Origin of the sequence: Pseudaestuariivita rosea (assembly GCF_017592335.1) — a bacterium.
Lineage (GTDB): Bacteria > Pseudomonadota > Alphaproteobacteria > Rhodobacterales > Rhodobacteraceae > Parasulfitobacter > Parasulfitobacter rosea.
Genome location: NZ_JACNMP010000001.1, coordinates 23,723 through 49,671, shown reverse-complemented (window position 1 = coordinate 49,671; position 25,949 = coordinate 23,723). Strand labels below are relative to the sequence as shown.

General features: G+C 53.8%; 22 protein-coding genes. 12 read left to right on the top strand and 10 right to left on the bottom strand.

Features of this window, described 5'->3' with window-relative positions; genetic code table 11:
- Positions 1–96 precede the first annotated feature (96 nt).
- On the top strand, positions 97–2,787 hold the full coding sequence (locus tag H7848_RS00240; protein ID WP_208347084.1) for a DUF2339 domain-containing protein: 2,691 nt from the start codon (positions 97–99) through the stop codon (positions 2,785–2,787).
- A 181-nt stretch (positions 2,788–2,968) separates the two neighbouring features.
- Positions 2,969–6,001, top strand: coding sequence for an isoleucine--tRNA ligase (gene ileS / locus H7848_RS00235; RefSeq protein WP_208347082.1), 3,033 nt, complete (start codon positions 2,969–2,971; stop codon positions 5,999–6,001).
- Here ileS and H7848_RS00230 read toward each other — a convergent pair.
- The 4 genes from H7848_RS00230 to dnaK all read right to left on the bottom strand — a co-directional run bounded on the left by H7848_RS00230 (position 5,998) and on the right by dnaK (position 10,667).
- Positions 5,998–6,678: a Hint domain-containing protein gene (locus H7848_RS00230; RefSeq protein WP_208347080.1), complete on the bottom strand. Its 681-nt coding sequence runs from the start codon at positions 6,676–6,678 to the stop codon at positions 5,998–6,000. The genes ileS and H7848_RS00230 overlap by 4 nt on opposite strands.
- 58 nt (positions 6,679–6,736) lie before the next feature.
- Entirely contained in the window at positions 6,737–7,495 is a 759-nt protein-coding gene (radC, locus tag H7848_RS00225; RefSeq protein WP_208347078.1) for a RadC family protein, read from the bottom strand.
- Positions 7,496–7,529: 34 nt separating this feature from the next.
- Positions 7,530–8,675, bottom strand: a complete 1,146-nt coding sequence (gene dnaJ / locus H7848_RS00220) for a molecular chaperone DnaJ (RefSeq protein ID WP_208347077.1) — start codon at positions 8,673–8,675, stop codon at positions 7,530–7,532.
- A 72-nt stretch (positions 8,676–8,747) separates the two neighbouring features.
- Entirely contained in the window at positions 8,748–10,667 is a 1,920-nt protein-coding gene (dnaK, locus tag H7848_RS00215; protein WP_208347076.1) for a molecular chaperone DnaK, read from the bottom strand.
- 182 nt (positions 10,668–10,849) lie between these two features.
- Here dnaK and H7848_RS00210 point away from each other — a divergent pair, with 182 nt between their 5' ends.
- A complete protein-coding gene (locus tag H7848_RS00210; RefSeq protein ID WP_208347075.1) occupies positions 10,850–11,464 on the top strand; it encodes an alpha-ketoglutarate-dependent dioxygenase AlkB family protein in 615 nt (204 codons plus the stop codon).
- Between the two features lies 1 nt (position 11,465).
- On the opposite strand, the gene H7848_RS00205 is transcribed toward H7848_RS00210, so the two are convergent.
- Positions 11,466–12,287 carry an ABC transporter permease gene (locus tag H7848_RS00205; RefSeq protein ID WP_208347436.1) on the bottom strand — a complete coding sequence of 274 codons (822 nt, stop codon included), beginning with the start codon at positions 12,285–12,287 and terminating at the stop codon, positions 11,466–11,468.
- Between the two features lie 120 nt (positions 12,288–12,407).
- On the opposite strand from H7848_RS00205, the gene cysQ reads away from it, so the two are divergent.
- The 9 genes from cysQ (at position 12,408) to H7848_RS00160 (ending at position 22,663) form a co-directional block, all read left to right on the top strand.
- Positions 12,408–13,205 carry a 3'(2'),5'-bisphosphate nucleotidase CysQ gene (gene cysQ, locus H7848_RS00200; RefSeq protein WP_208347074.1) on the top strand — a complete coding sequence of 266 codons (798 nt, stop codon included), beginning with the start codon at positions 12,408–12,410 and terminating at the stop codon, positions 13,203–13,205.
- Positions 13,205–14,005, top strand: a complete 801-nt coding sequence (locus H7848_RS00195) for a 3-deoxy-manno-octulosonate cytidylyltransferase (RefSeq protein ID WP_208347073.1) — start codon at positions 13,205–13,207, stop codon at positions 14,003–14,005. Before cysQ ends, H7848_RS00195 begins: the two co-directional genes overlap by 1 nt.
- Positions 14,002–15,252, top strand: a complete 1,251-nt coding sequence (locus tag H7848_RS00190; RefSeq protein WP_208347072.1) for a glycosyltransferase family 2 protein — start codon at positions 14,002–14,004, stop codon at positions 15,250–15,252. Before H7848_RS00195 ends, H7848_RS00190 begins: the two co-directional genes overlap by 4 nt.
- Before the next feature lie 139 nt (positions 15,253–15,391).
- On the top strand, positions 15,392–16,285 hold the full coding sequence (gene galU, locus H7848_RS00185; protein WP_208347071.1) for a UTP--glucose-1-phosphate uridylyltransferase GalU: 894 nt from the start codon (positions 15,392–15,394) through the stop codon (positions 16,283–16,285).
- Positions 16,286–16,294: 9 nt separating this feature from the next.
- Positions 16,295–17,278, top strand: a complete 984-nt coding sequence (gene galE / locus H7848_RS00180; protein ID WP_208347069.1) for a UDP-glucose 4-epimerase GalE — start codon at positions 16,295–16,297, stop codon at positions 17,276–17,278.
- A 394-nt stretch (positions 17,279–17,672) separates the two neighbouring features.
- A complete protein-coding gene (locus tag H7848_RS00175; protein WP_237072492.1) occupies positions 17,673–18,443 on the top strand; it encodes a glycosyltransferase family 4 protein in 771 nt (256 codons plus the stop codon).
- Between the two features lie 70 nt (positions 18,444–18,513).
- The gene (locus H7848_RS00170) at positions 18,514–19,500 is read left to right on the top strand and encodes a glycosyltransferase family 2 protein (RefSeq protein WP_208347065.1); all 987 of its coding nucleotides are present in this window, start codon (positions 18,514–18,516) and stop codon (positions 19,498–19,500) included.
- A 13-nt stretch (positions 19,501–19,513) separates the two neighbouring features.
- Positions 19,514–21,214 (top strand): DUF5927 domain-containing protein, encoded by a 1,701-nt coding sequence (locus H7848_RS00165; protein ID WP_208347063.1) that lies wholly within the window; start codon positions 19,514–19,516, stop codon positions 21,212–21,214.
- The gene (locus tag H7848_RS00160; protein WP_208347061.1) at positions 21,215–22,663 is read left to right on the top strand and encodes a sulfotransferase family protein; all 1,449 of its coding nucleotides are present in this window, start codon (positions 21,215–21,217) and stop codon (positions 22,661–22,663) included. It begins immediately after the preceding gene.
- Here the strand turns inward: H7848_RS00160 and H7848_RS00155 are convergent.
- The 5 genes from H7848_RS00155 to lptC form a co-directional block, all read right to left on the bottom strand.
- Positions 22,626–23,090 (bottom strand): PTS sugar transporter subunit IIA, encoded by a 465-nt coding sequence (locus tag H7848_RS00155; protein WP_208347059.1) that lies wholly within the window; start codon positions 23,088–23,090, stop codon positions 22,626–22,628. The genes H7848_RS00160 and H7848_RS00155 overlap by 38 nt on opposite strands.
- Before the next feature lie 32 nt (positions 23,091–23,122).
- The gene (hpf, locus tag H7848_RS00150) at positions 23,123–23,698 is read right to left on the bottom strand and encodes a ribosome hibernation-promoting factor, HPF/YfiA family (protein ID WP_208347058.1); all 576 of its coding nucleotides are present in this window, start codon (positions 23,696–23,698) and stop codon (positions 23,123–23,125) included.
- A gap of 356 nt (positions 23,699–24,054) precedes the next feature.
- Complete coding sequence (lptB, locus tag H7848_RS00145) at positions 24,055–24,813, bottom strand: LPS export ABC transporter ATP-binding protein (RefSeq protein ID WP_208347057.1); 759 nt, start codon at positions 24,811–24,813, stop codon at positions 24,055–24,057.
- Positions 24,813–25,283, bottom strand: a complete 471-nt coding sequence (locus H7848_RS00140) for an LptA/OstA family protein (RefSeq protein ID WP_237072478.1) — start codon at positions 25,281–25,283, stop codon at positions 24,813–24,815. Before H7848_RS00140 ends, lptB begins: the two co-directional genes overlap by 1 nt.
- A gap of 11 nt (positions 25,284–25,294) precedes the next feature.
- A complete protein-coding gene (lptC, locus tag H7848_RS00135; RefSeq protein ID WP_208347056.1) occupies positions 25,295–25,891 on the bottom strand; it encodes an LPS export ABC transporter periplasmic protein LptC in 597 nt (198 codons plus the stop codon).
- Positions 25,892–25,949 lie beyond the last annotated feature (58 nt).

The window sequence follows — 25,949 nt, the reverse complement described above, 5'->3', positions numbered from 1 at the left end:
AGCCACATTATCTCCAACGGTCTGGTATTCCACCATTTTGTCGCGTGGTAATCCCGTTAGACTTACGCAGGGATAAGCAAAGGTGGTTCACGGGTAATGTTATTTATTTTGAATGTGATCCTGCTTGGCGCAGTGATCTATCTATTCGTCAACCAGCAGAATTTGAAATCTGCCATTCAAAGGCTTGAAAGGCGCGGCGGTGCCGATCTGAAATCTGATCCGATCGCAAAAAACACAAAGACGCCGCGAGAGCTACCTTTGATTTCAGATGAAAAAACGCAAAAGGTCACATCGCCGACACCCAAACCTGGGAAGCTAAAGCAACCGGGTCAGACACCCCACCAACGACAGGACGTCACTTCACCACCGCAAGCGATTGTCTTCCGCCAGGATAAGATCAGTGCGCTTTTTCAGTGGCTTGGCGAAAACTGGTTTTACGCGGTTTCCGCTGTGTCGCTGGCATTGGCGGGGATTTTTCTGGTGCAGTACAGTATTGAAAACGCCCTTATCCCCCCAATGGCGCGTATCCTGATTGCGCTGGTCTTTGGTGCGGGCCTGGTTGGCGTCGGCGAATGGTTGAGGCGGTGTTTTGGGGATGACGAAAGTGTTTCGACAGCATACCTGCCATCGACTTTTTCAAGCGCTGGGATCGTTACTTTGTTCGGCGCGATCCTGGGTGCGCGCATGCTGTATGATTTGATCGGACCGAATACGGCTTTGGGTGCTATGGTCATTGTCGCGGTTTTAGCCATCGTTCTGGGCTGGTTTTATGGCCCGCTTTTGGCCGTGGTCGGTATAATCGGCGCGATGGCTGCGCCGTTCCTGATCGGTGGCGAAAGCGAAGATCCATCAGGCTTATTCGCGTATTTCGCGGTTGTGGCGCTGACTGGGCTATTTGTCGATTCAATCCGACGTTGGGCCTGGGTATCGGTCTTGTCGATTTCTGCTGCGTTTGCTGCGGGCGTCCTTTTGTACATGGGGGATGCGCAAGCGGGGTTCTTTGCAGTTTATCTGACCGGCCTTGTTTTCGCATCGATTTGCGTACCGATGCTAAGCATTGTGCCAAAACATCAAGGAACCAGCCTGTTTGGTATGTTAACCAAAACACCCGATATGCCGTGGCCTGAGTTTCCGACACGTCTGGCGGGCGCGACCACATTGGTCGCCTGCATTCTGATGTCACTTCTATATTTGCGCGGCGCTGCAGATTTCTGGCTGACGATCACCTGTCTGACTGCCTTGATGCTGGGCCTGATCATTTGGGCGAAAGAGGCTCCGGCGCTGGAAGAACTGACCGTCCTGCCCGCACTGGTCTTCATGATCACTATCTTCAGTCATAGTGATATCAACGGATCCGTCTATAGCGCCTTTGTGGCAGAGCCCATTGAAGGTGCCGAACAGTCGATGCCGATGCAGGCCACGATATTGCTTATCATTGCGCTGCTCACATCGCTTGCCGCAGCTTGGCGATCCTTTGGATGGACGGCCCGCCCGGCGGTCTGGGCTGCTGGTGCCGCAGTATTTGCGCCGGCTGTGGCGATCTTGCTTGAATTCACATGGCAGCCAGCCGCCCATATTGGCGCGTATCCCTGGGCTTTGCATGCTGTCATTCTGGCTGCGGTGATGGTGTTTACGGCCGAGCGCTTTGCCAAACGTGATGGCGACGACAAGTTACGCGCTTCTTTTGCGGTGCTGTCGGCGTTGTCTTCGATCTCATTTGCGCTGTTTATCGTCTTAAGTTCGGTTGCATTGACGATCTCATTGTCTGTGATGGTTCTTGCCGCCGCTGCCTTGGACCGAAAGTTCAACCTGCGCCCTATGGGCATTTTCATCTCGGCCGGGGTTATTGTGCTTGGGTATCGGGTTGTGATTGATCCGGGACTAGATTTTGCAATCGATAGACCCATCTTCGAAGCCGCAACATCCATGGCGGCGCCCCTGATTGCTTTTGTTGCGGCCTTGCAAATACTGCGACATAAAGACCGGCCCGTCGCCAAACTGATGCTGGACAGCGCGGCTTTCAGCGCGGCTGGTATCTTCACCTCAATCATGCTGTTCCGTTTTGCCGAATGGCAGTTCGGTGGCGATGGAATTGACAATCATTGGGGCATGGGGTCAATCGCAACGGTCTGGCTGTCGCTGATGCTGGCGCAGATCCAGCGATTGCCGTCTGGCGCGGTTTGGATCAAGGCTGTTCGGATTATCCTGATTATTCTTTACGCGCTGATCGCGACGATATTCCTGCTGTTGGCGCTGACGCTATTCAATCCGCTCGTCGACGCAGGAAGTTGGTTCGACGGCGAGGTTCTGGGCCCACCGCTTCTGAACACACTGCTGTTGGCTTACCTGTTTCCGGCCATTGTCCTGGGCATCGGCGTCTGGCGTATCAAGACCATGTCGCGTTGGCTGAAATGGCCCTTGTCCAGCCTTTCCATCGGTTTGGCATCCCTTTGGCTGGCCTTGGTCATCCGACATTTCTGGCAGGGTGCTGATGGCATGGATAATCCAGGCACGACCCAGCCCGAACTTTACAGCTATACGGTTGCCTTGCTGGTCATCGGGGCTGTCTTATTCTTCCGCGCGCTGGCCAAACAGTCCGCCGGTTTGCGACGGGCGGGCCTGATCATCATCGGACTTGCAGTGGCCAAGGTCTTTTTCGTCGATATATCAGAGCTGGTCGGCCTGATGCGCGTCTTTTCCTTCCTTGCGCTTGGGCTTTCGCTGGCGGGTCTGGCCTGGCTGAACCGCTGGGTGCAGAAGCGCATGGCCGAACCCACAGGCGCCTGATTTAACAACACTGGACGCTGGCAAAAGCTGCGCCTATAAGACCACCATGATGTACTGCACGGCGATCACTATTCGAATTACATGCCCGGCGCTCTGACCACCTGAGCCGCCGGGACAAGGCGTATGATCACCCACGCCGACCCTTGCATTTCCAGATAGATCGAAGAACAGGACGCTAAAGATGTGCGCCGATACGCCTAACTATAAAGAAACACTGAACCTGCCCCAGACCGACTTCCCGATGCGGGCGGGATTGCCCAAGCGTGAACCGGAATGGCTGGCGCGATGGGAAAAGATGGCTGTCTATGACCGCCTGCGCGAAAAAAAGGGGCGCGAACCCTTTACCCTGCACGACGGACCACCCTATGCAAACGGCCATCTGCACATCGGCCACGCGCTGAACAAGATCCTGAAAGACATGGTCGTGCGGTCGCAGCAGATGATGGGTCGTGATGCGCGTTACGTGCCGGGCTGGGATTGCCACGGCTTGCCCATCGAATGGAAGATCGAGGAAAAATACCGCCAAAAAGGCCGCGACAAGGACCAGGTACCGGTCGTCGAGTTCCGCCAGGAATGCCGTGAGTTCGCCGAAGGCTGGATCGATGTTCAGCGGGATGAATTCAAGCGGATGGGGATCACGGGCAAGTGGGAAAACCCCTATCTGACGATGGATTACCACGCCGAACGTGTGATCGCGGAAGAGTTCCAGAAATTCCTGATGAACGGCACGCTTTATCAGGGGTCAAAGCCTGTGATGTGGTCACCGGTTGAGAAAACCGCACTGGCCGAGGCCGAGGTGGAGTATCACGATAAGGAAAGCTTCACGGTCTGGGTGAAGTTCAAGGTGACTGGACATACCAAAGACCGTGCTGAACAGACAGTTCGTTTGGCAGAGGCAATTTATGGCACTGACGACAACCGAACCAAGGATGAGCGCGTTGCCTCAGTTGAGTCTGACCCACTTAATTTTCACAATACATATGTAGTGATTTGGACCACAACACCCTGGACGATCCCATCAAACAAAGCAGTAGTTTTTGGCGAGGGGATTTCTTACGGAATCTACGAGATAACTCACACTCCGGACGAGTGTTGGGCAAATGTTGGGGAAAAATTCATTGTAGCGGATAAAATGGCCTCTGAAGTCTTTTCGCGTGCTAGGCTGGAAGACCACCATTATAAAAGAGTTCGAGATGTATCGGCATACGAACTCGAAGGGCTAACGTTACAACATCCCCTTGCCCACGCCGAAGGCTCGGGTGGGGAATGGGACGAACCGCGTGACTTCCGTGCCGCCGATTTCGTGACCGACGAGGAGGGCACCGGTTTTGTCCACTGCGCCCCGTCGCACGGTATGGACGAATTTGAACTTTACCGTGATCTTGGAATGCTTTCCCAGGTCATCACCTACAACGTTCTGGAAGATGGCACATTTCGACAGGATCTGCCGTTTTTTGGCGGCAAGGCGATCCTAAAGCCAAACGGTAAAGAAGGCGACGCCAACAAGGCGGTTATCGATAAACTCGTTGAGGTTGGCGGGCTGTTGGCACGTGGCAAGATCAAGCACAGCTATCCCCATTCCTGGCGGTCGAAAGCGCCGCTGATCTATCGCAACACACCACAGTGGTTTGCGGCCATCGACAAACCTGTCGGCGATGGGCAGGATGATTATGGCACGACGATCCGCGAACGGGCGCTGACCAGCATCGACAAGCTGGTCACCTGGACCCCGCAGACCGGGCGCAACCGGCTTTATTCGATGATCGAAGCGCGCCCCGATTGGGTTCTCAGCCGCCAACGCGCCTGGGGCGTGCCGCTGACCTGTTTTGTCAAAAAAGGCGCGATGCCGGATGATGCGGATTTCCTGCTGCGTGACCCTGCTGTGAACGCACGGATCAATGACGCGTTTGAGGCCGAGGGCGCCGATGCCTGGTACAAAGACGGCGCGAAAGAGCGGTTTTTGGGCAACGACTATAACCCCGATGACTACGATCAGGTCTTCGACATTCTGGATGTGTGGTTCGACAGCGGCTCGACCCACGCCTTTGTTCTGCGCGACCGTGAAGACGGCAGCGAAGATGGCATCGCCGACCTTTACCTTGAGGGCACCGATCAGCACCGCGGGTGGTTCCATTCGTCGATGCTGCAGGCCTGTGGCACCAAGGGCCGCGCGCCTTATCGCGGGGTGCTGACGCACGGCTTCACGCTGGACGAAAAGGGCATGAAGATGTCCAAATCGCTTGGCAATACCGTCAGCCCCGAGGATGTAACCAAGCAGTACGGCGCCGATATTCTGCGGCTTTGGGTGGCGCAGTCGGACTACACCGCCGACCTGCGCATCGGGCCCGAAATCCTGAAAGGTGTGGCCGATAGCTATCGCCGCTTGCGCAATACGATGCGGTTTATGCTGGGGTCCCTGTCTGCATTCACCGAGACGGACCGGGTGGATCCCGCCGATATGCCCGAGCTGGAACGATGGGTGCTGCACCGCCTGGCCGAGTTGGATCATACGGTGCGCACGGGCTATGCGAAATATGATTTTCAGGGGGTTTTCCAAAGCCTGTTCAACTTTGCCACGGTCGATCTGTCGTCGTTCTATTTCGATATCCGCAAGGATGTTCTTTATTGCGACGGCAATACGCCCGAACGCCGCGCCGCGCGCACGGTTCTGGATACGCTGTTCCACCGGTTGACCACGTGGCTTGCGCCCGTTCTGGTCTTTACGATGGAAGAAGTCTGGTTGGAACGTTACCCGGGCGACGACAGCTCGGTCCATCTGGTCGATATGCCCCATACACCGGGCGAATGGCGCGATGAACCGCTGGCCGCGAAATGGGATCTGATCCGCAAAGCCCGCCGGGTCGTGACGGCCGCATTGGAAGTGCAACGACAGGATAAGGTCATCGGCGCCAGTCTTGAGGCCGCGCCTGTTGTTCATGCCCGCGATGTCGAGACGCTAAAGGCGCTACGATCGGTTAACTTTGCAGATATCTGCATCACCTCAGCGGTCAGTCTGTCCGGTGATCCATTGCCGCAAGAGGCCTTTCGATTGCCCGAAGTCGAAGGTGTCGGTGTTGTTTTCGAACGTGCCGAAGGCCAGAAATGCCAGCGATGCTGGAAAATTCTGCCGGATGTCGGGATGCACCAGCATCCGGGTGTCTGCAAAAGATGCGATGTGGCCCTGTCTGAAACTGATCAGATGCAGGCGACTTAGGTGCTATTGGGTTCCAGCAGTCGCGCTTCGAACGGTGCAAGTTCGCGGCGTGCTGCGGGGCCGTAGAATGCAGCGTCGGTCTGCAACTCAGGGAAGACTCGATAAATCGACGCCTGTTGTTCTGGTCCAAGTGCGTCCAGGCTTTCTTCGGTCGGTAAGAAGCTTTCGCAGGCCATGCCGTCGGCATAGATGATTTCGTGTTCTTCAAGCAGGATGTGATAGTATTCGACAGTGCCCTTGCGGATAACAGATAAGGCATTGAAATAAGAAAGATTTTTCAACGATACCAATGCTTCGTGATATCCGAAGTTCAGCTCAAGCTGCCAGCCACGCATCAAGATACGCATGTTTTGCGATACCTTGATTTCACGAATGTTATCAAAGGTGCCTTCGGGGATGACAACTGGCGCATTTCGCCGTGCCGCTTTGACAGTGACGGATCCGATCCACACAATCGGCTCCAGACCCTTATCAGCCGTCTCGACCATGTCCCCGATCTGCAGGTTTTGAATAGCAACTTCACCCCGTTCGGTCAGGATTCTGGTGTCTGGCGTGAAGGAAAAAACAGTTTCTCGGTCGCGGTTTTTTGATATCCCCCCTTTTGTCATCCTTGTGAAACTGCTGTCATCCATCGCGCCCTGGCCGCCATCGCAGATGTGTCTACATACCTTATACACAATCTATCACCTTAGGATGCAGAATAAGCTTCTGAAATTCCTTTGTAAATTCGAACGCCTAGATCAGACCTTCGCTTCGAAAGCTAAGTTCCTGTGATTTTCCGATGATCAGGTGGTCGTGCAGTGTTATGCCCAAGGACAATGCAGCGTTCGCGATTTGCTGTGTCATCGTAATGTCGGCGTCTGACGGCGTCGGGTCGCCGGACGGATGATTGTGCACCAGTATGATGGCCGAGGCATTTATGTCCAATGCCCTTTTCATAACCTCACGCGGATAGACGGGCACGTGATCGACGGTGCCTTTTGCCTGTTCTTCGTCGGCGATCAGCACATTTTTACGGTCCAGGTACAGCACGCGAAATGTCTCGGTCTCACGATGGGACATGGCGGTGTGGCAGTAATCAAGCAGCGCGTCCCAGCTTGATAGAATCGGTCGTTGCATCACTTTGGCGCGCGCCATCCTGTGGGCCGCAGCCTCAAGTATCTTGATGTCAGTCGCCACTGTTTCGCCCACACCGCGAATTTCCATCAGGCGTTCAGGATCGGCCGAGATAACACGGTTAAAGTCACCAAAGGCATCCAGCAGGCGACGCGCAACGGGTTTGACATCGCACTGTGGGATGGACCGGAAAAGGATCAGCTCAAGCAATTCATAGTCGGGCATCGCTTGTGGACCACCCTGAACGAAACGTTCGCGCAGCCGTTTGCGATGATCTTTGATATAAGACGGCAACCGACCCTTCGGGCCAGTCACCAACAGTTCCTGACCTTCCAGCAATGGTAATTGTACTTCGGCAAACTGTTTCGGAGCGTCCATATCTACACGCTCTGCTAAATCGTTGAAAAATCGGTTAACTCTTCATCGAGTCCCAGAAATTTTTCACTGATGAGAAAAAGCTGGAACTTTCCGGGTTGTTGTTTTCGCTCAGCTTGTCAAATTCGCGCAGCAGCTCTTTTTGGCGAGATGTCAGATTGACGGGCGTTTCCACGGCCAATTCGATGAACATGTCGCCGTGGCTACCACCACGCAGTGCAGGCATGCCTTTGCCGCGCAACCGCATTTGCCGCCCCGACTGGCTGCCGGCGGGGATTTTCACCCGGCTTCGGCCGCCATCAATTGTCGGCACCTCGATATCGCCGCCAAGGGCTGCGGCTGTGATCGAAACGGGCACCCGACAGAACAGGGCTTGGCCGTCGCGTTGAAACAGTTCGTGTTCGGCGACATTGATGAAGATATACAGATCACCCGTTGGCCCGCCGCGCACGCCAGCCTCGCCTTCGCCAGCCAGTCGAATGCGGGTACCTGTTTCGACACCGGCTGGAATATTGACACTTAACGCACGGTCTTTTTCGACGCGCCCTGCGCCATTACAGACCTTACAGGGGTTTTTGATGATTTGACCCAGCCCATTACACGTGGGGCAGGTGCGTTCGACTGTAAAGAAACCCTGCTGCGCGCGGACCTTGCCCATACCCGAACAGGTTGGGCAGGTGACCGGTTCTGCGCCGCCTTCGGCGCCGGTTCCGCTGCATGCGTCGCACGCGACGGAAGTTGGGACATTGATGGTTTTTTGAAGACCTGAATAGGCCTCCTCCAGCGTCACTTTTAGGTTATAGCGCAGGTCCGAGCCGCGGGTCGCCCGCTGACGTCCGCCGCCACGGCCGCCCATGAAATCACCGAACAGATCGTCGAATACATCAGAAAAAGCACTGGCAAAATCACCCTGCCCGCCGTATCCGCCGCCCGGTCGTCCGCCGCCGCCCATACCGCCTTCGAAAGCCGCGTGACCAAAACGGTCGTAGGCCGCTTTCTTATCCGCGTCTTTCAGAACCTCGTAGGCTTCGTTGACCTCCTTGAACTGCGCTTCGGCATTGGGGTTGTCAGAGTTTCTGTCAGGGTGAAGCTCTTTGGCCTTTCCACGATAAGCTTTTTTGATCTCATCGGCCGATGCACCCTTCGAAACGCCAAGTGTTTCGTAATAATCGCGTTTTGACATGGGTTATCTCCCGTCACGGAACGTAAAACCGGCCCGCCTGTGCAGGCCGGTTAAAGAGGTTCCAATGGCCACTTAAGAGGCGCGCTTGTCGTCGTCGAGATCTTCGAAGTCGGCATCGACGATATCATCGTCTACACCGCGTGGTTCGTCGTCGACATCGGGTGCTTCACCGGTGGCTTCTTCCTGGCTGGCTTTATAGATCGCTTCGCCCAGTTTCATCGCGGCCTCGGTCACGTTCTGGATGCCAGACTTGATTTTACCCGCGTCTTCGGTTTCCAGTTCGTCTTTCAGTGCTGCGATGGCAAGCTCAATCGCTTCGATTGTGGTCGGATCAACCTTATCGCTATGCTCTTCCATCGACTTCTCGGTCGAATGGATCAAGCTTTCAGCCTGATTTTTCGCCTCAACCAGCTCTTTACGCTCTTTGTCGGCTTCGGCGTTTTCTTCGGCGTCGCGGACCATCTTTTCGATGTCCTCATCCGACAACCCACCCGAGGCCTGGATGGTGATCTTCTGTTCTTTCCCGGTGCCTTTATCCATCGCGCCAACGGACACGATACCGTTCGCATCGATATCAAACGTCACCTCGATCTGGGGTAACCCACGCGGTGCTGGGGGAATGTTTTCCAGGTTGAACTGGCCCAGGATCTTGTTATCCGCAGCCATTTCGCGTTCCCCCTGGAATACGCGGATGGTCACGGCGTTCTGGTTGTCTTCGGCGGTTGAGAAGATTTGCGATTTCTTCGTCGGAATGGTCGTGTTGCGGTCGATCAGGCGTGTGAACACACCGCCCAGTGTTTCGATCCCAAGCGACAGCGGTGTGACATCCAGCAGAACAACGTCTTTGACGTCCCCTTGCAGAACACCGGCCTGAATGGCCGCACCCATGGCAACGACTTCGTCAGGGTTGACGCCCTTATGAGGTTCCTTGCCGAAGAATTTTGTCACTTCCTCGATCACCTTGGGCATACGGGTCATACCGCCGACCAGAACCACCTCATCAATGTCACTTGTCGATAGACCCGCGTCTTTCAACGCGGCCTGACAAGGTTTCATCGACGCTTTGATCAGATCATTTACAAGGCTTTCCAGCTTGGCACGGGTCAGTTTCATCACCATGTGCAGCGGCTGCTTGGTTTCAGGGTCCATCGAGATAAACGGCTGGTTGATCTCGGTCTGGCTGGCCGACGACAGTTCGATCTTGGCTTTTTCTGCAGCTTCTTTCAGACGCTGCAAGGCCATCTTATCCTTGGTCAGATCGGTGCCGTTTTCCTTTTTGAACTCATCAGCCAGGTAGTTGACGATGCGCATGTCAAAGTCTTCACCACCCAGGAAGGTGTCACCGTTGGTCGATTTGACCTCAAACAGGCCATCGTCGATTTCCAGGATGGTCACGTCAAACGTACCACCACCAAGGTCATAAACGGCGATTGTCTTGGTTTCTTTCTTGTCCAGACCATAGGCCAGGGCCGCAGCGGTTGGTTCGTTGATGATCCGCAAAACCTCAAGACCAGCGATTTTACCGGCGTCTTTGGTGGCCTGACGTTGCGCGTCGTTGAAATACGCAGGCACCGTAATCACGGCCTGAGTAACGTCTTCGCCCAGATAGGATTCGGCAGTTTCCTTCATCTTTTGCAGAATAAAGGCGGAAATCTGGCTGGGGCTGTATTTTTCGCCCTTGGCTTCGACCCAGGCGTCACCGTTGCCGCCATCGATAATTTCATAGGGGACGATTTTCTTGTCTTTTGTCACCTCGGCATCATCAACGCGACGACCGATCAGACGCTTGACTGCGAAAATTGTATTTTCCGGGTTTGTAACGGCCTGCCGTTTGGCAGGCTGGCCCACCAGGCGTTCCTGATCTGTGAAGGCGACGATTGACGGCGTCGTGCGTGCACCTTCTGCATTCTCGATCACACGTGGCTGCGATCCGTCCATGATTGCGACGCAGCTGTTTGTGGTTCCGAGGTCGATACCAATTACTTTGGCCATATTGTATTCCTCTTTTCGGCGATCTGTGGGCCAGGATCCGAAAACGGCATCCCAACCTTATCCCAACTTTACAGACAACCTTCACTGGGCTGTCCGGCTTCTGGGCGTATATAAGGTTCACGTTCAAACCGTGCAAGCACCACGCAACGGTTGAATGCAGGTTTCTTGCGGCAGAGTTAATTATGAATGATCTTCCACGTCCTTTGACCTTGCGTGACTTCAAAATCTACAAGGGGTATTTGTCTGCCGATGAACAGCATGCCATCTTGACCGACGTGCGGACCATTGTCCGTGATGTCCCGCTATTTCAGCCGCAAACCCCCTATGGCAAGCCGATGTCGGTTCAAATGACGTCCGCGGGGAAATATGGCTGGTACGCTGATCGTTCGGGCTATTCTTATCGAAAGGCTCACCCGAACGGATCGAACTGGCCTGATATTCCAGACAGTATTCTGAAAATCTGGCAGACCGTCGGGCCGAAGCACCGGCAGCCGGAATGCTGCCTGATCAACTATTATTCCGAGAATGCCAAAATGGGCCTGCATCAGGACCGTGATGAGGCCGACTTTCAGTGGCCGGTTGTTTCGATTTCCCTTGGCGATGACGCCCTGTTTCGTATTGGCAATCAAAGCCGCGGGGGATCAACTGAGTCTATATGGCTGAAATCTGGGGATGTCGTTGTGATGGAGGGCGATGCGCGCCTGACCTATCATGGTGTGGATCGCATCAGATTCGGCTCAAGTCAATTGTTGCACAACGGGGGCCGCATTAACCTGACACTTAGGGTGGTCGAATGACTTACTTGCGCGCTGACCAACTGGCTGAGGCATGCTTGCGCGTATAAAATTCGCCAATCAGGCCAAGTGTGATGAACACGATGGAAAAATATATGGCGTATTCAATATTGGTATTGCGCGGAAAATAGTTGATGAAAATAAAGCCCCGCGCCTGATCGATGGTGTGAAACAGCGGGTTCCATTCAAACAACATCCGCAACGAACCGGGCAGCATGTTTGCCAAAAACATCTTGCCGGATGTGAACATGTTCACCCGTCTGTAAATTGTTGAAATCAAACCGACCGTGCCTGGCGCCCAAGGTTTCAGCGCCAGAAACACCAGACCAAGCGCCACGCCCGACAGCCATGATAACAAAACCATGCCAAACGCACCGACGGGGTTCAGAATCTCAATCGGGGTTACGGCGATGTGATAGACCAGCAAAACGAAAATCATCGACAGAATCTGAACGTAAAGCGACCCTATCGCGCCCGAACAGATCGCAATCGCTGTGCTCATCGGGGCGTGTTGCATCATGGGCGATGCGGGTCCCTCGGACCCGACAACGGCACCCATGGCGGCGTTATGGGTGAACAGCAAAAAGACCCCGGACATCACGAAAAGCATAAAATCGCCGCGGATAGCCGACGCGCGAAGCCCTAAAACGCTGAAAAGTACATAAAAAATCACGCACATCAAAACAGTCTGAAGCATATTCAGAAGTATGCTGAGCACTGCATTGCCGTGCTTTTTACGCACGTTACGAACAGCGCCGTGGTAGACCAGCTCAAAAAAACTGACGGCGGGTCGTCTGGCATAGGGTCTGGCTTCGAACTGGAACATGCCGATCTGTCGCTTACTGGCGGGGCGCAAACAGTGTCTGCTTGCCCATTTCACTATCGGAAAGCATAAGGGCGTAAGGGTTACGGATCAATAAACGCAATTTCACAGGACGGATAGATCTTGGATTTCGACAAAATCACAACTGAATTCAGACGACTGGCGTTGCTGGCGGGCCATCAGATCATGCAGATTTATCAGGCCGATGATTTTGAGGTTGAGACAAAGTCAGACAACAGCCCTGTGACCAAGGCCGATCAGGCCGCCGATAAGGTTATTTCTGACGGTCTAAGGCAGCAATTCCCAGATATCCCGCTGGTGACCGAGGAACAGGCGGCGTCGCACAACGTCGACGCCAATACCTTTATCATCGTAGACCCATTGGATGGAACGAAAGAGTTTATCAAAAGGCGCGGTGATTTCACGGTTAACATTGCTTTGGTGCAGGACGGCATTCCGACACGTGGCGTTGTCTATGCCCCGGCGCGTGGGCGGCTGTTTTACACCGTCAGTGAAAATATCACGGTTGAGGAAATAGGCCCCCATGATCTGATGCAGGTTGGCGAATTGAAAACCCTGTCCGTTTCCACGCCTGACAATGCCGCGCTGATGGTCGTGGCGTCGAAATCGCATCGCGATGCGGACACGGACCAATATATCAGCCGATACAACGTCAAAGACATGACCAGCGCCGGGTCGTCGTTGAAATTTTGCCTGATTGCCACGGGCGAGGCTGACCTTTACCCCCGACTTGGCCCGACCATGGAATGGGATACCGCAGCGGGCCATGCTGTTTTGACGGGGGCGGGCGGTCATGTTGTTCGCTTTGATGACCATCAGCCGCTGGAATACGGTAAAGAGGGCTTTAAGAACCCGTTCTTTATCGCCTATGCTCCGGGTGTGAAGTTGTGGTCTGAGTGATGTCTGTTCTGGTTGTTATCCCTGCGCGCTATGCCTCGGTCCGGTATCCGGGCAAGCCACTGGTTGAACTGACCGGCGCGACGGGGCAGAAAAAATCCCTGGTTCAGCGCACATGGCAAGCCGCTTTGCAGGTCAACGGCGTGGATCGCGTTGTTGTTGCGACCGATGATGATCGTATTGCGCGGGCGAGCCAGGCTTTTGGGGCTCAGGTGATCATGACCTCAGAATCCTGCGGCAATGGGACGGAGCGCTGTGCCGAAACCTATGAAAAGATCGGATCGGATTTCGATATCGTCGTCAATCTGCAGGGCGATGCCCCGTTGACACCGCACTGGTTCATCGAAAATCTGATCGCTGGACTTCGCGGTGCCCCTGATGCAGATGTCGCAACCCCGGTTCTGCGTTGTGACGGTGCCGCTCTGGCGGGACTGCTGGCGGATCGCAAAGCCGGTCGGGTCGGTGGTACAACGGCCGTTTTTGACCACAAGCGTCATGCGCTTTACTTTTCCAAAGAAGTTATCCCCTTTACGTCCAGCAGGTACGAACCATCTCAGATGACGCCGGTTTATCATCACGCCGGTGTCTATGCCTATCGACCGACTGCGCTACTTGAATATCCCAAGACTTCAGCAAATGATCTGGAAAAGAATGAGGGGCTGGAACAGCTGCGCTTTCTGGAACGCGGCCAGACAATATTATGTGTCGAGGTCGACGCAAAAGGCCGCCAGTTCTGGGAACTTAACAACCCGGAAGATGTTCCAAAAATCGAAGAGATGATGCGCCAGATGGGGCTGGAATGAACGAAAAAAGTGTAAGTGTGATCGTCGTCAGTCGTGATCGGCCCGATTATCTGGCGCGCTGTCTGAAAGCCCTTAATCAGCAGATCTACCAGAATTTCGAAGTCGTAGTCGTGACCGATATCTTTGGCGAACGCGCCGTCGAAACGACGTGTACGGCGAATGATGTCAAGCTTTTATCCTTTGACGAACCCAATATCTCGACCGCACGGAATATGGGTGTCATAGCTGCGGCAGGTGAAATCGTTGCCTTTATCGATGACGATGCCGTGGCCGAGCCGACGTGGCTATCATATCTTATGTCTCCATTCGAAGACCCTGATGTCGCGGCCAGTGGTGGATTTGTGCGCGGCCGCAACGGCATATCCTATCAGTGGCAGGCCCAGATGGTCGACAGCACCGGCTTTTCGCATGACTTCCCGGTTGCAATGGATCGTTCAACACGCTTTTCGCCAAAAAACGGTCTGGCCATCAAAACCCAGGGCACAAATATGGCTGTCCGACGGGATGTGCTGGCCAAGATCGGCGGCTTCGATCCATCATATCGCTTTTTCCTTGATGACACCGACATCAACATGCGTCTGGCCCGCCAGGGATATAAAACCGCTTTGTCCCCCTTGGCCGAGGTCCATCACAGTTACGCTGCAAGCGACACACGCCGTGCAGATCGCACACCGCGGTCTCTTTTTGAAATCGGTGCCAGCTTTGCGGTCTATCTGTCGAAATATTGTGAACCGGAAGATGCCGAAGAGGCATGGCTGAAATTTCAGGACATACAGCGAAAAAGGCTTCTAAGTCATATGGTCGCCGGACGGTTGGAATCATCCGAGATCGCCTATCTAATGGCAGGTCTGATCGAAGGCGCAACCGAGGGCGTTGATCGCGAAAGACGTTTAATGGAACCCTTGCCGGACCAGCCCGAAGATTTTGTGCGGTTCCAGAAAATCTCACCAAAGGGAAATCATGTCGTTTGGGGGCCATTGTGGCAACTTGGTGATCTGCGCGAAGAGGCCCGCCAGATGATCAATAATGGTCATATCGTAACGCTTTTTGCTTTGTCACCGACCCCGCGCAAACATTGGGTTACTTACGACCAGGATTGCGGCTGGATTCACCGCGGTGGGATCTGGGGTAAATCGCAGCGCGATGCGTCGCCGGGTCTGCATTGGTCCTTTGAATCCCGTGTGATTGCTGAAACATCGCGCATTTCTGTGGCGCGTGGGCTTGGATCGCCTGAAAAACTGGCATAATCTAGCCAAACAACCACTGGTTACGGCGGTGCTTTGCCTGCACGAGAACAAACTTAATATAATTGTTATTATTGTTGATGCTATTGACGGCAATAACGGTATGCCATCCGCGCAGTAGCGCAATTTGAGAGGGATCGAAATGAAACGACGCGTCACGAAAGCCATTTTTCCGGTAGCCGGATTGGGAACCAGATTCCTGCCTGCGACGAAATCGGTGCCAAAGGAAATCATGACATTGGTTGACCGGCCGCTGATCCAATACGCAATTGATGAAGCCCGCGCAGCCGGGATCAAGGAATTCATCTTCGTGACGTCCCGCGGTAAATCCGCGCTTGAAGATTACTTCGACCACGCGCCTGAGCTTGAAGCCTCGCTTCGCAAAAAGGGTAAGACCGAGCTTCTTGAAACTCTCAAATCAACCAACATGGAAAGCGGCGCGATTGCCTATATCCGTCAGCATAAGGCGCTTGGCCTGGGCCACGCGGTGTGGTGCGCACGTCGCCTGATCGCCGATGAACCCTTTGCCGTTATTCTGCCCGATGATGTGATTGCCGCCGAAAAACCCTGTCTGCAGCAGATGACCGAAGCCTATGAAGACACCGGCGGTTGTATGGTCGCCGCGATGGAGGTGCCGCCCGAAAAGGCATCGGCCTATGGTGTTCTGGACGTCAAGGAAGACATGGGATCGCTGGTCGCGGTCAAAGGCATGGTGGAAAAGCCCAAAGCGGATGAGGCACCATCGAATCTGGCGGTCATCGGACGCTATATCCTGACGCCTGATGTGCTGAAAAACCTGAACCGTATGAAGTCGGGATCGGGTGGTGAAATTCAATTGACCGACGCCATTGCCGATGAACTAAGCGCTGAGCGTAATGTCTACGGTTTGCGTTTCCGCGGTCAGCGTTTTGATTGTGGTTCAAAAGCGGGCTTCCTGCAGGCCACTGTCGCCTTTGGTCTGGCGCGCGACGAACTGAAAACCGAACTGTCAGAGTATCTTGAACAGATGGTTGCCCAACAAAAAGCAGCGCAATAGATCGAAATAGTGAAGAATATCCTGGTAACCGGGGGTGCGGGTTATATCGGTTCGCACGCCTGCAAAGCGCTTAGGGCGGCGGGCTATACGCCTGTCACTTACGACAATCTTAGCACCGGTTGGGCTGATGCGGTTAAATTCGGTCCACTGGAACAGGGCGACCTGACGGATCGCACCAGATTGGGCGAGGTCTTTGAAAAGTATAAACCGGAAGCTGTCATGCATTTTGCCGCCTTCAGCCAGGTGGGCGAAAGCATGCAGGACCCCGGCAAATACTGGCGCAACAATGTGTGTGGGTCTTTGACCCTGATCGAAGCGACGGTTGCTGCCGGATGCAAGCAGTTCGTGTTTTCATCGACCTGCGCGACTTATGGCGAACAGGACAACGTCTTGTTGGACGAAGACAGCCAGCAAGCGCCGATCAACGCCTATGGCGCGTCAAAGCGTGCGATCGAAGATATCTTGCGCGATTTCGAAGCAGCTTTTGACCTGAAACACGTCATCTTTCGCTATTTCAACGTGGCGGGCGCCGATCCCGACAGTGAGGTTGGCGAATTCCATCAGCCCGAAACGCACCTGATCCCATTGATGCTGGATGCCATCGACGGCAAACGTGACGCCCTGACAATCTATGGCACCGATTACGATACCGATGATGGTACCTGCATTCGGGACTATGTGCATGTGATGGATCTGGTCGATGCCCATGTTCTTGGCGTCAAATGGCTGGAAAATGGCAAAGACAGCCGTGTCTTCAACCTTGGAACTGGCCGCGGCTTTTCTGTGCGCGAGGTGATTGATCACAGTCGCAGTGTCACGAATAAAGAGGTTCCATTCGTCGAAGGCGACCGGCGTGCAGGGGACTGCATAAAGCTGGTATCCGGTAGCGAACGCGCCATCCGCGAGCTAGGATGGCAACCAGAACGTTCGAACCTGCAGGTGATGATCAAAGATGCCTGGCGCTGGCACCAAAACGGACATTACGACAAATAGACCATCTGCCCGGTGCCTTGACCTGACGCGCCTGATCTCGCGCGCGGGTCATCAGCTGACCGGGGTGGACCGGGTCGAACTGGCCTATCTGCGGCACATGATTTCCGATGACGTCCCGCTGTTCGGCCTGATCAAAAGCGCTTTTGGGTTTATTCTGTTGGATAAAGACGGTCTAACAAAGGTCGAAGTTGCGATCACCAGAAATGATTGGGGCGACATCGATTTGCTGTCGCGGGTGGCATGGCCAAAGAACCAAACCCGCGGACGAGCCGAAGCTTTTGTCCGCCACGTTTCCGTTTTTCGCAGCAGATCAGCCAATAAAACCTTCAACCAATTGCCCGCTGGCACGCAATATTGGAACGTCGCACATTCGAACCTGTCTGATTCTGTGCTGATGGCCGCGGCAAACATATCCGGTGGGTCGACTCATATTTTCGTCCATGATGCGATCCCGCTGGATTACCCACAATTTCAGACGCCGGAGGCCCCGCAAAAATTTCTTCATATGTTAAAGCGCATTAGCCGCTATGCCGATCAGGTCATCTATAACTCTTACGACACCCAACAGAACGTCGAGCGGCACTTTCAACAGATAGGTCACGTTCCACCGGCCATTGTCGCCCATCTTGGTGTTGATATGCCGCGGCCTGATCGGGCAGCTTTGCCAAGTGATTTCGATCTGACGCAGCCTTACTTCATAATCTTGGGAACGGTTGAACCACGTAAAAACCACGCACTGCTTCTGGATGTCTGGGAACAACATGCGCCACCTGCAACATTGCTGATCGTTGGCGCAAAGGGCTGGGCAAATGAAGCGGTTTTCCGTCGTTTAGCCGCCAAACCGAAAGGCGTTTACCAATTATCGGGCCTGTCAGATACGGCGGTTGCCGCACTGATACAAAATGCCAAAGCGTTGCTTTTCCCCAGCTTGGCCGAAGGCTTCGGTCTGCCTGCTGCCGAAGCGGCCTTGCTTGGAACGCCAGCCATTTGTTCAGACCTGCCCGTTTTTCGGGAAGTTCTTGGCGATTATCCGGTCTTCATGAATGACATGACAGCACAAGCGTGGGCAGCGGCAATCCATCATGCGGTATGTAGCGATATGGGAAAATCACCAATAAAAATGCCAAACTGGCCGGATCACTTCAAAAAAACCTTAGGGCCTTGATAACGATACAGCTATATTTGTGTATCCGTTCCGTACAAGGTTTGTTGTGAATCCCGTAAAGGCATATCAGTTGCGTCTGCGAAGAAAGCGCTTCCTTTTGCGGGCCTGGCGTAAACGAAAGCAGCTGCTTGGCCTTTCGGATAAAACAAAATCAATCGCGCCTGACGATATTCTGCTGTTTTCTACCGTACGGAATGAGCGGGTTCGTTTGCCATTTTTTCTGAAATATTACCGAGACATGGGGATTAACCATTTTATCATCGTTGATAATGAAAGCGACGATGGAACACCTGATTTTCTGGCCGATCAATCTGATGTGTCCGTCTGGAGCGCAAAGGGCAGCTATAAGCGGTCGCGGTTTGGTGTGGACTGGCTGTTATGGCTGCAGAAAAAATATGCCCACGGCCACTGGACACTGGTCGTCGATGCCGATGAATTTCTGGTCTATCCGTTCTGTGATACGCGCCCTATTCAAGCGCTGACAGACTGGCTTGATGCATCGTCCATCCGGTCCTTTGGCACCCTGGTTCTGGACATGTATCCAAAGGGTACGGTGGGGCAGACAGCCTATCAGCCCGATCAAAGCCCGTTTGAGATTCTGCAGTGGTTTGATACCGGCAACTACACCATCTCAAAGAATTCGCTTTACGGGAACCTTTGGATCCAAGGCGGACCGCGGGCGCGTGTGTTTTTTAGTGACGAACCTGCACTGGCTCCCGCTTTGAATAAAATTCCACTGGTGAAATGGAACCGACGCTATGCCTATGCCAGCTCGACCCATATGCTTTTGCCGCGCGGGCTGAACCTGGTTTACGATCAATGGGGCGGTGAAAAAACGTCTGGCTGCCTGCTGCATGCTAAGTTTCTGGATGATTTCATCGACAAAGCCGCCGAAGAACTTGAACGCAAAGAACACTATGCCGCCAGCCGCGAATATCAGGGATATGCTGAAAACCTGCAGAAGCCGCCTGAAATCTGGTGCGATCAGTCCGAAAAATACGCCAATTGGAGACAACTTGAGGTTCTTGGATTAATGTCCAAGGGCAACTGGGCGTAAAAGGAGGTTTGGCGTGACAGTTGGCGTCATCATGTTGGTGCACACCGCGTTTGATCGGGCCGAACAGATCGCGCGCCACTGGGCCAACCAGGATTGCCCCGTCGCCATTCATGTCGACAGTGCTGTGGCCCAGCCTGACTTTGACCGATTGCAACGCGCGCTTGATGATCTGCCCAACGTCACAATGTTCCAGAAATTTCGATGCGAATGGGGCACCTGGGGTTTGGTCGCGGCCGGTCAAATGGCTGGTCAGATATTGTTGGACCGTTATCCGGACCTTGGCCATGTTCTTTTATCGTCCGGGTCTTGTTTACCTCTTCGGCCTGTTTCGGAATTCAGGGACTATTTGTCAAAACATCCAACAACAGATTTCATCGAAAGTGCGTCGGTCGAAGATGTGCCCTGGACAATGGGCGGCCTGCACAAAGAACGCTTTACTCTTTATTTCCCATTTTCGTGGAAGCAGCAGCGATGGATTTTCGACCGTGCGGTTCAGCTGCAGCGCAGGTTGGGGATCAAACGAAAAACGCCCTCTGATCTGGTGCTGCACCTGGGATCGCAATGGTGGTGTTTGACGGCCAAAACACTTTCCAACATCCTGCACGATGATCAGCGTGCCGGGTATGATCGTTATTTTTCAAAGACATGGATTCCGGATGAAAGCTATTTTCAGACCCTTGTTCGCAAACATTCCAAAACGATTGAAAGCCGGTCACTGACCCTGTCAAAATTCGATTTTCAGGGCAAGCCGCATATTTTTTACGATGATCATTTGCCGCTTCTGCGCCGGTCCGATTGCTTTATCGCACGCAAGATCTGGCCAGCGGCAGACAGGCTTTATCGTGAATTCCTGGCCCCGCCGTCTGAGTTCACGCGACGATCAGACCCGATGCCGCAAAAAATTGACCGGGTCTTCGAAAAAGCCGTTGTGCGCAGAACCAGGGGGCGACCTGGTCTGCGCATGCAAAGCCGGTTCCCGATCAGGGGCCGGGAAAACGGTGTCACAAGTGATAAATACTATGTCTTTCAGGGGTTTGACTCGGTCATCACCAATTTCGATCAATGGCTGACGTCGGCCACTGGCCTTTCGCCGCATGGGCATCTTTTCCACCCTGATCGCGTCGAATTCCAGGGGCAGCAGAAAGTCTTTGCGGGCGGCCTGTCGGACAACGTCAAGATACGTGATTACGCGTCCGAGGATTTTTTGATCAATCTGATCTGGAACACCCGCGGTCAGCATCAGGCCTTTAAATTCGGCCCCGAAGATCAGCAGCATGTCACTGAACTGATGGCGCGGGATCAGAATGCGCATATCTCGGTCATCAGCGGCGCTTGGGCCGTTGATCTGCTGAATTCGGATCAGGATTTTTCGACCATCCGCGCCAAGGCCGCCCTTTTGCAAAAGACAGAACGGGCGTTTCTGGATCGTCTGCGGCACCCCGATACACGGGCGACGTATCGGATATGGTCTTTGGCCGAATTCACCTCGGCGCCGTTGGACTGTCTACGGATTATTTTGGACGAAAATGCTAAAATGCCGTCCAGGCCTGTGCTGGAAAGCCCCAAACTGGCCGATCTTTCGCAACTGGGCGCGTTTCTGCAGAAGCTGAAAAATGATGGTATGCACCCCTATCTGATGGGGGATTTTCCATTGAACGATCTGCCGCGCCGACGCTATGTCAACCCACCAAGATCCGCATCAGGTCAACGCTAGATGGCTGAAAAATTTGACTATTTTGTAATGTTTGCCGGGATGCGTACGGGGTCGAACCTGCTGGAAAGCTATCTGAATGCCTTTGCTGGCGTGACCTGTTTTGGTGAGGCCTTCAATCCCAGTTTCATCGGCTATCCAAAACATGACAGCCTGTTGGGTATGACGCTGGAAGACCGTCAAAGCAATCCGCAGGCCTTATTGGATGCGATAAAGGCCGATGATGGCCTGGGCGGGTTTCGGTATTTTCAGGATCACGATCCACGGATCATGGATCAGTGTCTGACGGACCCCGCTTGTGCAAAGATCGTTCTGACGCGAAATCCGCTGGACAGTTTTGTGTCACGCGAAATTGCGCGTAAGACGGATCAGTGGAAGCTGACGAATGCCAAATATCGCAAATCCGCAAAAATACACTTCGATCAAGATGCGCTCTCTGCGTATCTGGATGAACTGAACGCATTCTACGGCCACATCAAATCACAACTGCAGAAAACCGGTCAGACGGCGTTTTTTCTGGATTACGACGACCTGAATGATGTGCAGGTTATCAACGGATTGGCGGGATATCTTGGGATTGAGGATCGTCTGGACAAGCTGTCAACAAAGCTGAAAAAGCAGAACCCCCAGCCCCTGAAGGATAAAATAGAAAACTACGATCAGGTCGAAGCAACGCTTGAGATTTTCGATCTGTTCAAACCGCCCAATTTCGAACCTCGGCGCGGCCCGAATGTCCCGTCTTACATCACCACCACAACCGCGCCGCTGTTGTATCTGCCCATCGCGGGCGGACCGAATGAGGCGATCAAGACATGGATGTCCAAGGTTGATGGGACGTCGGTCGAAGAACTGCAAACCGGATTTCAGCAGAAAAAGCTGAAAAGGTGGAAGGAAACGCACGGGTCACACTTGGCCTTTACGGTGCTACGCCATCCTGTTGCGCGCGCCTATACATCGTTCTGCCGCCATATCCTTAGGCGCGGTCCGGACTGCTATCCGGCGATCCGCCAGCATCTGCGGCAATACTATAAGCTGCCCATCCCAAAGAATAATCCGGATAAGACCTATACCAAGGCCGATCACAAGACTGCATTCTTGGGATATCTGACGTTCGTGAAAGCCAATCTGAATGCGCAGACTGGCATTCGTGTCGATCCAGCCTGGGCCAGTCAAAGCCATATCCTGCAGGGTATGTCACAGGCCGTCGTGCCCGATATACTGATCCGCGAAGATAATATTGCGGCAGGGCTGACATATCTGACGGACAGTCTTTTGTTGCCAAATCCGGACTATAAGCCCGAGCCACTGCCAAGCCGCTTTAAGCTATCCACGATCTATGATCAGCAGATTGAGACCGCCGTGCGCGCGGCCTATCAGAAAGACTACATCGCCTTCGGGTTCGACGATTGGAAACCTACGCCGCTTGTGACGCAGGACCCTCAGTCAGAATAGCGTGCAGGATTGCGGCGTCGTCGTTCGACCGCAGCTTGGCGCATAGCGACGCATCCCGCATCGTGCGGGACACCAAAGCTAGGGCACGAAGATGTTCGACCCCACACCCAAGCGGGGCCAGCAGCGCAAAGACCAGATCAACAGGCAGTCGGTCGACCGAGTCGAAGTCCATCGGTTTTTCCAGCCTCAGAAAAATACCCACGACCCGGTCAATCCCATCAACACGCGCATGTGGCAGGGCAACACCATGCCCAACACCGGTCGGTCCAAGGCTTTCGCGATCAAGAAGCGCATCCAGGATCGCGGGCGCAGCCAGACCGTAGGCACTTTCGGCAACTTCACCGATGTCTTTGAACAGTCGTTTCTTACTGCTGACTTGTCCAATGACTTTGATTGCGTTGGGGTTAAGAAGATCTACCAGTTCCATGCCATACAGTCTGTTTGTCGCGGCGAACCGCTTTAGGTTGCGTTTTGTGGATCAATCCATCCGATATTGCCATCATCACGGCGATATACGACGTTTAACCCGGATTTACCTTCGTTTTTGAAAACCAGAACCGGCGCCCCTGCCAATTCCATTTGCATGACTGCCTCACCAACGGAAAGCGAAGGGATCTTCGTTTCCATTTCAGCTATGATCATGGGTTGCAGTGTGTCAGTTTCACTTTCTTCTGCGCTGTCCGATGAAGCCAGGATATATGATGACGCGCCGAATTGTTCAACCGGTTGTGATCTGTTGCGATGATGATCTTTCAGGCGGCGCTTATAGCGGCGCAGCTGTTTTTCCATCTTGTCGCAGCAGTCTTCAAACGCGGGATAGATATCATGCGAATGGGCCTTGGCCTGGGCGGTCAAACCCGTGGAAAGATGAATTGTCGCTTCACACACATATTCATGGCCGCTTTTTGAAAAGATCACATTGGCGTCTGTCGGACGTTCTGCGTATTTGTCGACGACAGACCCAAGTTCGGTCTTCACATGCGTCTGAAGAGCATCGCCAATATCAATCTGTTTTCCGGTGATCTGATAACGCATTTTACCTCCCTGCAAATGACAAGCGGCCCGACGGATCGGTACGGGCAGCGCTAAATATGAGACGCATTTGGCCATCCAAACGCAAATGCATCTGCTGGCAATGCAAGACCTGTCTGAACTGGTCTTGCGTGGAATTGGGTTTCCTCATGCATCCCATATAGTTGGTGTCATCTAGGCGGGTAATGTCAATCTATTCCTTGATCTAAGGCGCCTGGGCGCTGTGCTTTTGGTCTTATGTCGTGATCGGCCGGACTTTAGCGGCGTCATACAGGTTCAATCGTCAACGTGTCGTCAGAATAAGGAAATTTTGCGTTAGTTTTCGCAGTTTTCTGTGGAAATATTTTGAACTGATTAATTTAGCTGATGCGGAAGGTCTGACCCAGATAGACGCGACGGACATTTTCGTCCTGTACGACCTCTTCTGTTGTGCCGCTCATCAGCACCTGACCGTCATGCAAAATATAGGCACGATCGACGATTTCCAGCGTTTCACGGACGTTGTGATCGGTGATCAGTACACCAATACCGCGTTTTTTCAGATCGGAAACCAGCCCGCGAATTTCGCCAACCGCAATCGGGTCGACCCCGGCAAAGGGTTCGTCCAGTAACAGATATTTCGGATTTGCCGCCAGACAGCGGGCGATTTCAACGCGCCGCCGTTCACCACCAGACAGCGCCAAGGCTGAGGCGCGCCGCAGATGTTCGATAGAAAACTCTGACAGCAGCTCTTCCAGCCGTTCGCGGCGTTTGTGCCTGTCGTCGACTGTAATCTCAAGAATGGCGGCGATGTTGTCTTCGACTGTCATCCCGCGAAAGATTGACATTTCCTGCGGCAGATATCCGATGCCCAGCTTGGCGCGGCGATACATGGGGAAGTTGGTGACATCACGCCCGTCGATCAAAACCTGACCCCCTTCGGGATTGATCAGTCCGGCAATCGAATAAAAGCATGTCGTTTTGCCCGATCCGTTCGGACCCAAAAGCGCTACGACCTCGCCTCGGTCCAGTTTTAGGCTGACATCGCGAATTACCAGCTTTTTGCGATAGCTTTTGCGCAGGTTGACGACACGCAGACCAACCTGCCCCTGTTCGATTTTCAGATCAGGCGCGGGCATCAGTTTTCACCAGTTTGCAGAATTGTGCGAACGCGACCCTCCATCTGGGCCAGTCCGGTTTTCAGATCGACTGTCATCTGATCGGCGCTGATGGCGCTTTGGCCCTGAGTCACCAGAACATTGCCACGCATCACAATCACACCGCTGTCGATGCTATAGTCAGCCTCGGCGGCCTCGGCGGCCTCGGTGCCATTTACCAAGGTGACACCACCACGTGCCTGCATCCGTTCAATCGCATTGCCTTCTTCGGCATAAATGACCCGAACCGTTGCTGCGCTTAGCCTCATTTCACCCTGGCCCACAATAACATTGCCCGTAAAAACAGCAGACCCATCCGACTGATTGACGCTAAGCTGTTCTGCGCTGACCTCGACCGGGGCGCTTGGGTCCTGTTGCATACCGCCAAAGGCCACCTGCTGTGCCAGAGCCGGCCAGGCAGACAAAATACAGATGAAAATAGCGAGTCGCAAAATAAGGTCCTTTAGTTTGCCGGAGTATATACCAGCTTTACACCCTTATTGAAAACCAGAAGGTATTCGTCGGTTCCTGTTCCGGTCATATGCATGCCACCTGCATCCAGCGTCCCAAGCGGCCCTTCGGCAGAAACGGCACCATCACTTTGCAGATTTGTCTGACTAAGCGATGTTACAATACCCCTGGTCTGAATATCGTAACCATCCGAGGTTACAATCTGCACACCACCGCTCAGAAAAGCCTGCCGGGAAGATGTATCAACACGACCTGCAGTGGCATTGATATCATAGATCGTACCGCCCGGCATCTGGATCACCGCGACAATTTCATCGGCCAGCATATGCGACGTATTGCCATGCTGCGGACGCGCGCTTTTGGCGCCGATGGCGATGGCCGATCCATCGCGGGTCACACCGGTATAGGTCGGCTCGCCGATAATCTGTTCCCGCGCGATGGCCTCGACCTCGGCATAGGGAATGGTCAGATCGGTTTCTTGCGGCCGTGAAAACAGAAACAATGTCGACAGCAATGCCAGCGCCGCCAATGGCAGCACAATCTTCACAAAGGCGACAAATCGCGAATAGGCATTATCGTACGTTGCCATCATCTAACCCTGAACCGCCCATGACTTTACCCTACCTGTCCTTTGACAAACCGCAAAG

Bases quoted from the DNA above. Each gene is read 5' to 3' on its own strand.
- lptB (WP_208347057.1), bottom strand. From the start codon at position 24,813: ATGCCCGCGCCTGATCTGAAAATCGAACAGGGGCAGGTTGGTCTGCGT.
- lptC (WP_208347056.1), bottom strand. From the start codon at position 25,891: ATGGCAACGTACGATAATGCCTATTCGCGATTTGTCGCCTTTGTGAAG.
- H7848_RS00190 (WP_208347072.1), top strand. From the start codon at position 14,002: ATGAACGAAAAAAGTGTAAGTGTGATCGTCGTCAGTCGTGATCGGCCC.
- H7848_RS00195 (WP_208347073.1), top strand. From the start codon at position 13,205: ATGTCTGTTCTGGTTGTTATCCCTGCGCGCTATGCCTCGGTCCGGTAT.
- H7848_RS00240 (WP_208347084.1), top strand. From the start codon at position 97: ATGTTATTTATTTTGAATGTGATCCTGCTTGGCGCAGTGATCTATCTA.
- H7848_RS00205 (WP_208347436.1), bottom strand. From the start codon at position 12,287: ATGTTCCAGTTCGAAGCCAGACCCTATGCCAGACGACCCGCCGTCAGT.
- dnaJ (WP_208347077.1), bottom strand. From the start codon at position 8,675: ATGTCAAAACGCGATTATTACGAAACACTTGGCGTTTCGAAGGGTGCA.
- dnaK (WP_208347076.1), bottom strand. From the start codon at position 10,667: ATGGCCAAAGTAATTGGTATCGACCTCGGAACCACAAACAGCTGCGTC.
- radC (WP_208347078.1), bottom strand. From the start codon at position 7,495: ATGGACGCTCCGAAACAGTTTGCCGAAGTACAATTACCATTGCTGGAA.
- H7848_RS00160 (WP_208347061.1), top strand. From the start codon at position 21,215: ATGGCTGAAAAATTTGACTATTTTGTAATGTTTGCCGGGATGCGTACG.
- hpf (WP_208347058.1), bottom strand. From the start codon at position 23,698: ATGCGTTATCAGATCACCGGAAAACAGATTGATATTGGCGATGCTCTT.
- galU (WP_208347071.1), top strand. From the start codon at position 15,392: ATGAAACGACGCGTCACGAAAGCCATTTTTCCGGTAGCCGGATTGGGA.
- H7848_RS00155 (WP_208347059.1), bottom strand. From the start codon at position 23,090: ATGGAACTGGTAGATCTTCTTAACCCCAACGCAATCAAAGTCATTGGA.
- H7848_RS00175 (WP_237072492.1), top strand. From the start codon at position 17,673: ATGGCCGCGGCAAACATATCCGGTGGGTCGACTCATATTTTCGTCCAT.
- ileS (WP_208347082.1), top strand. From the start codon at position 2,969: ATGTGCGCCGATACGCCTAACTATAAAGAAACACTGAACCTGCCCCAG.
- H7848_RS00210 (WP_208347075.1), top strand. From the start codon at position 10,850: ATGAATGATCTTCCACGTCCTTTGACCTTGCGTGACTTCAAAATCTAC.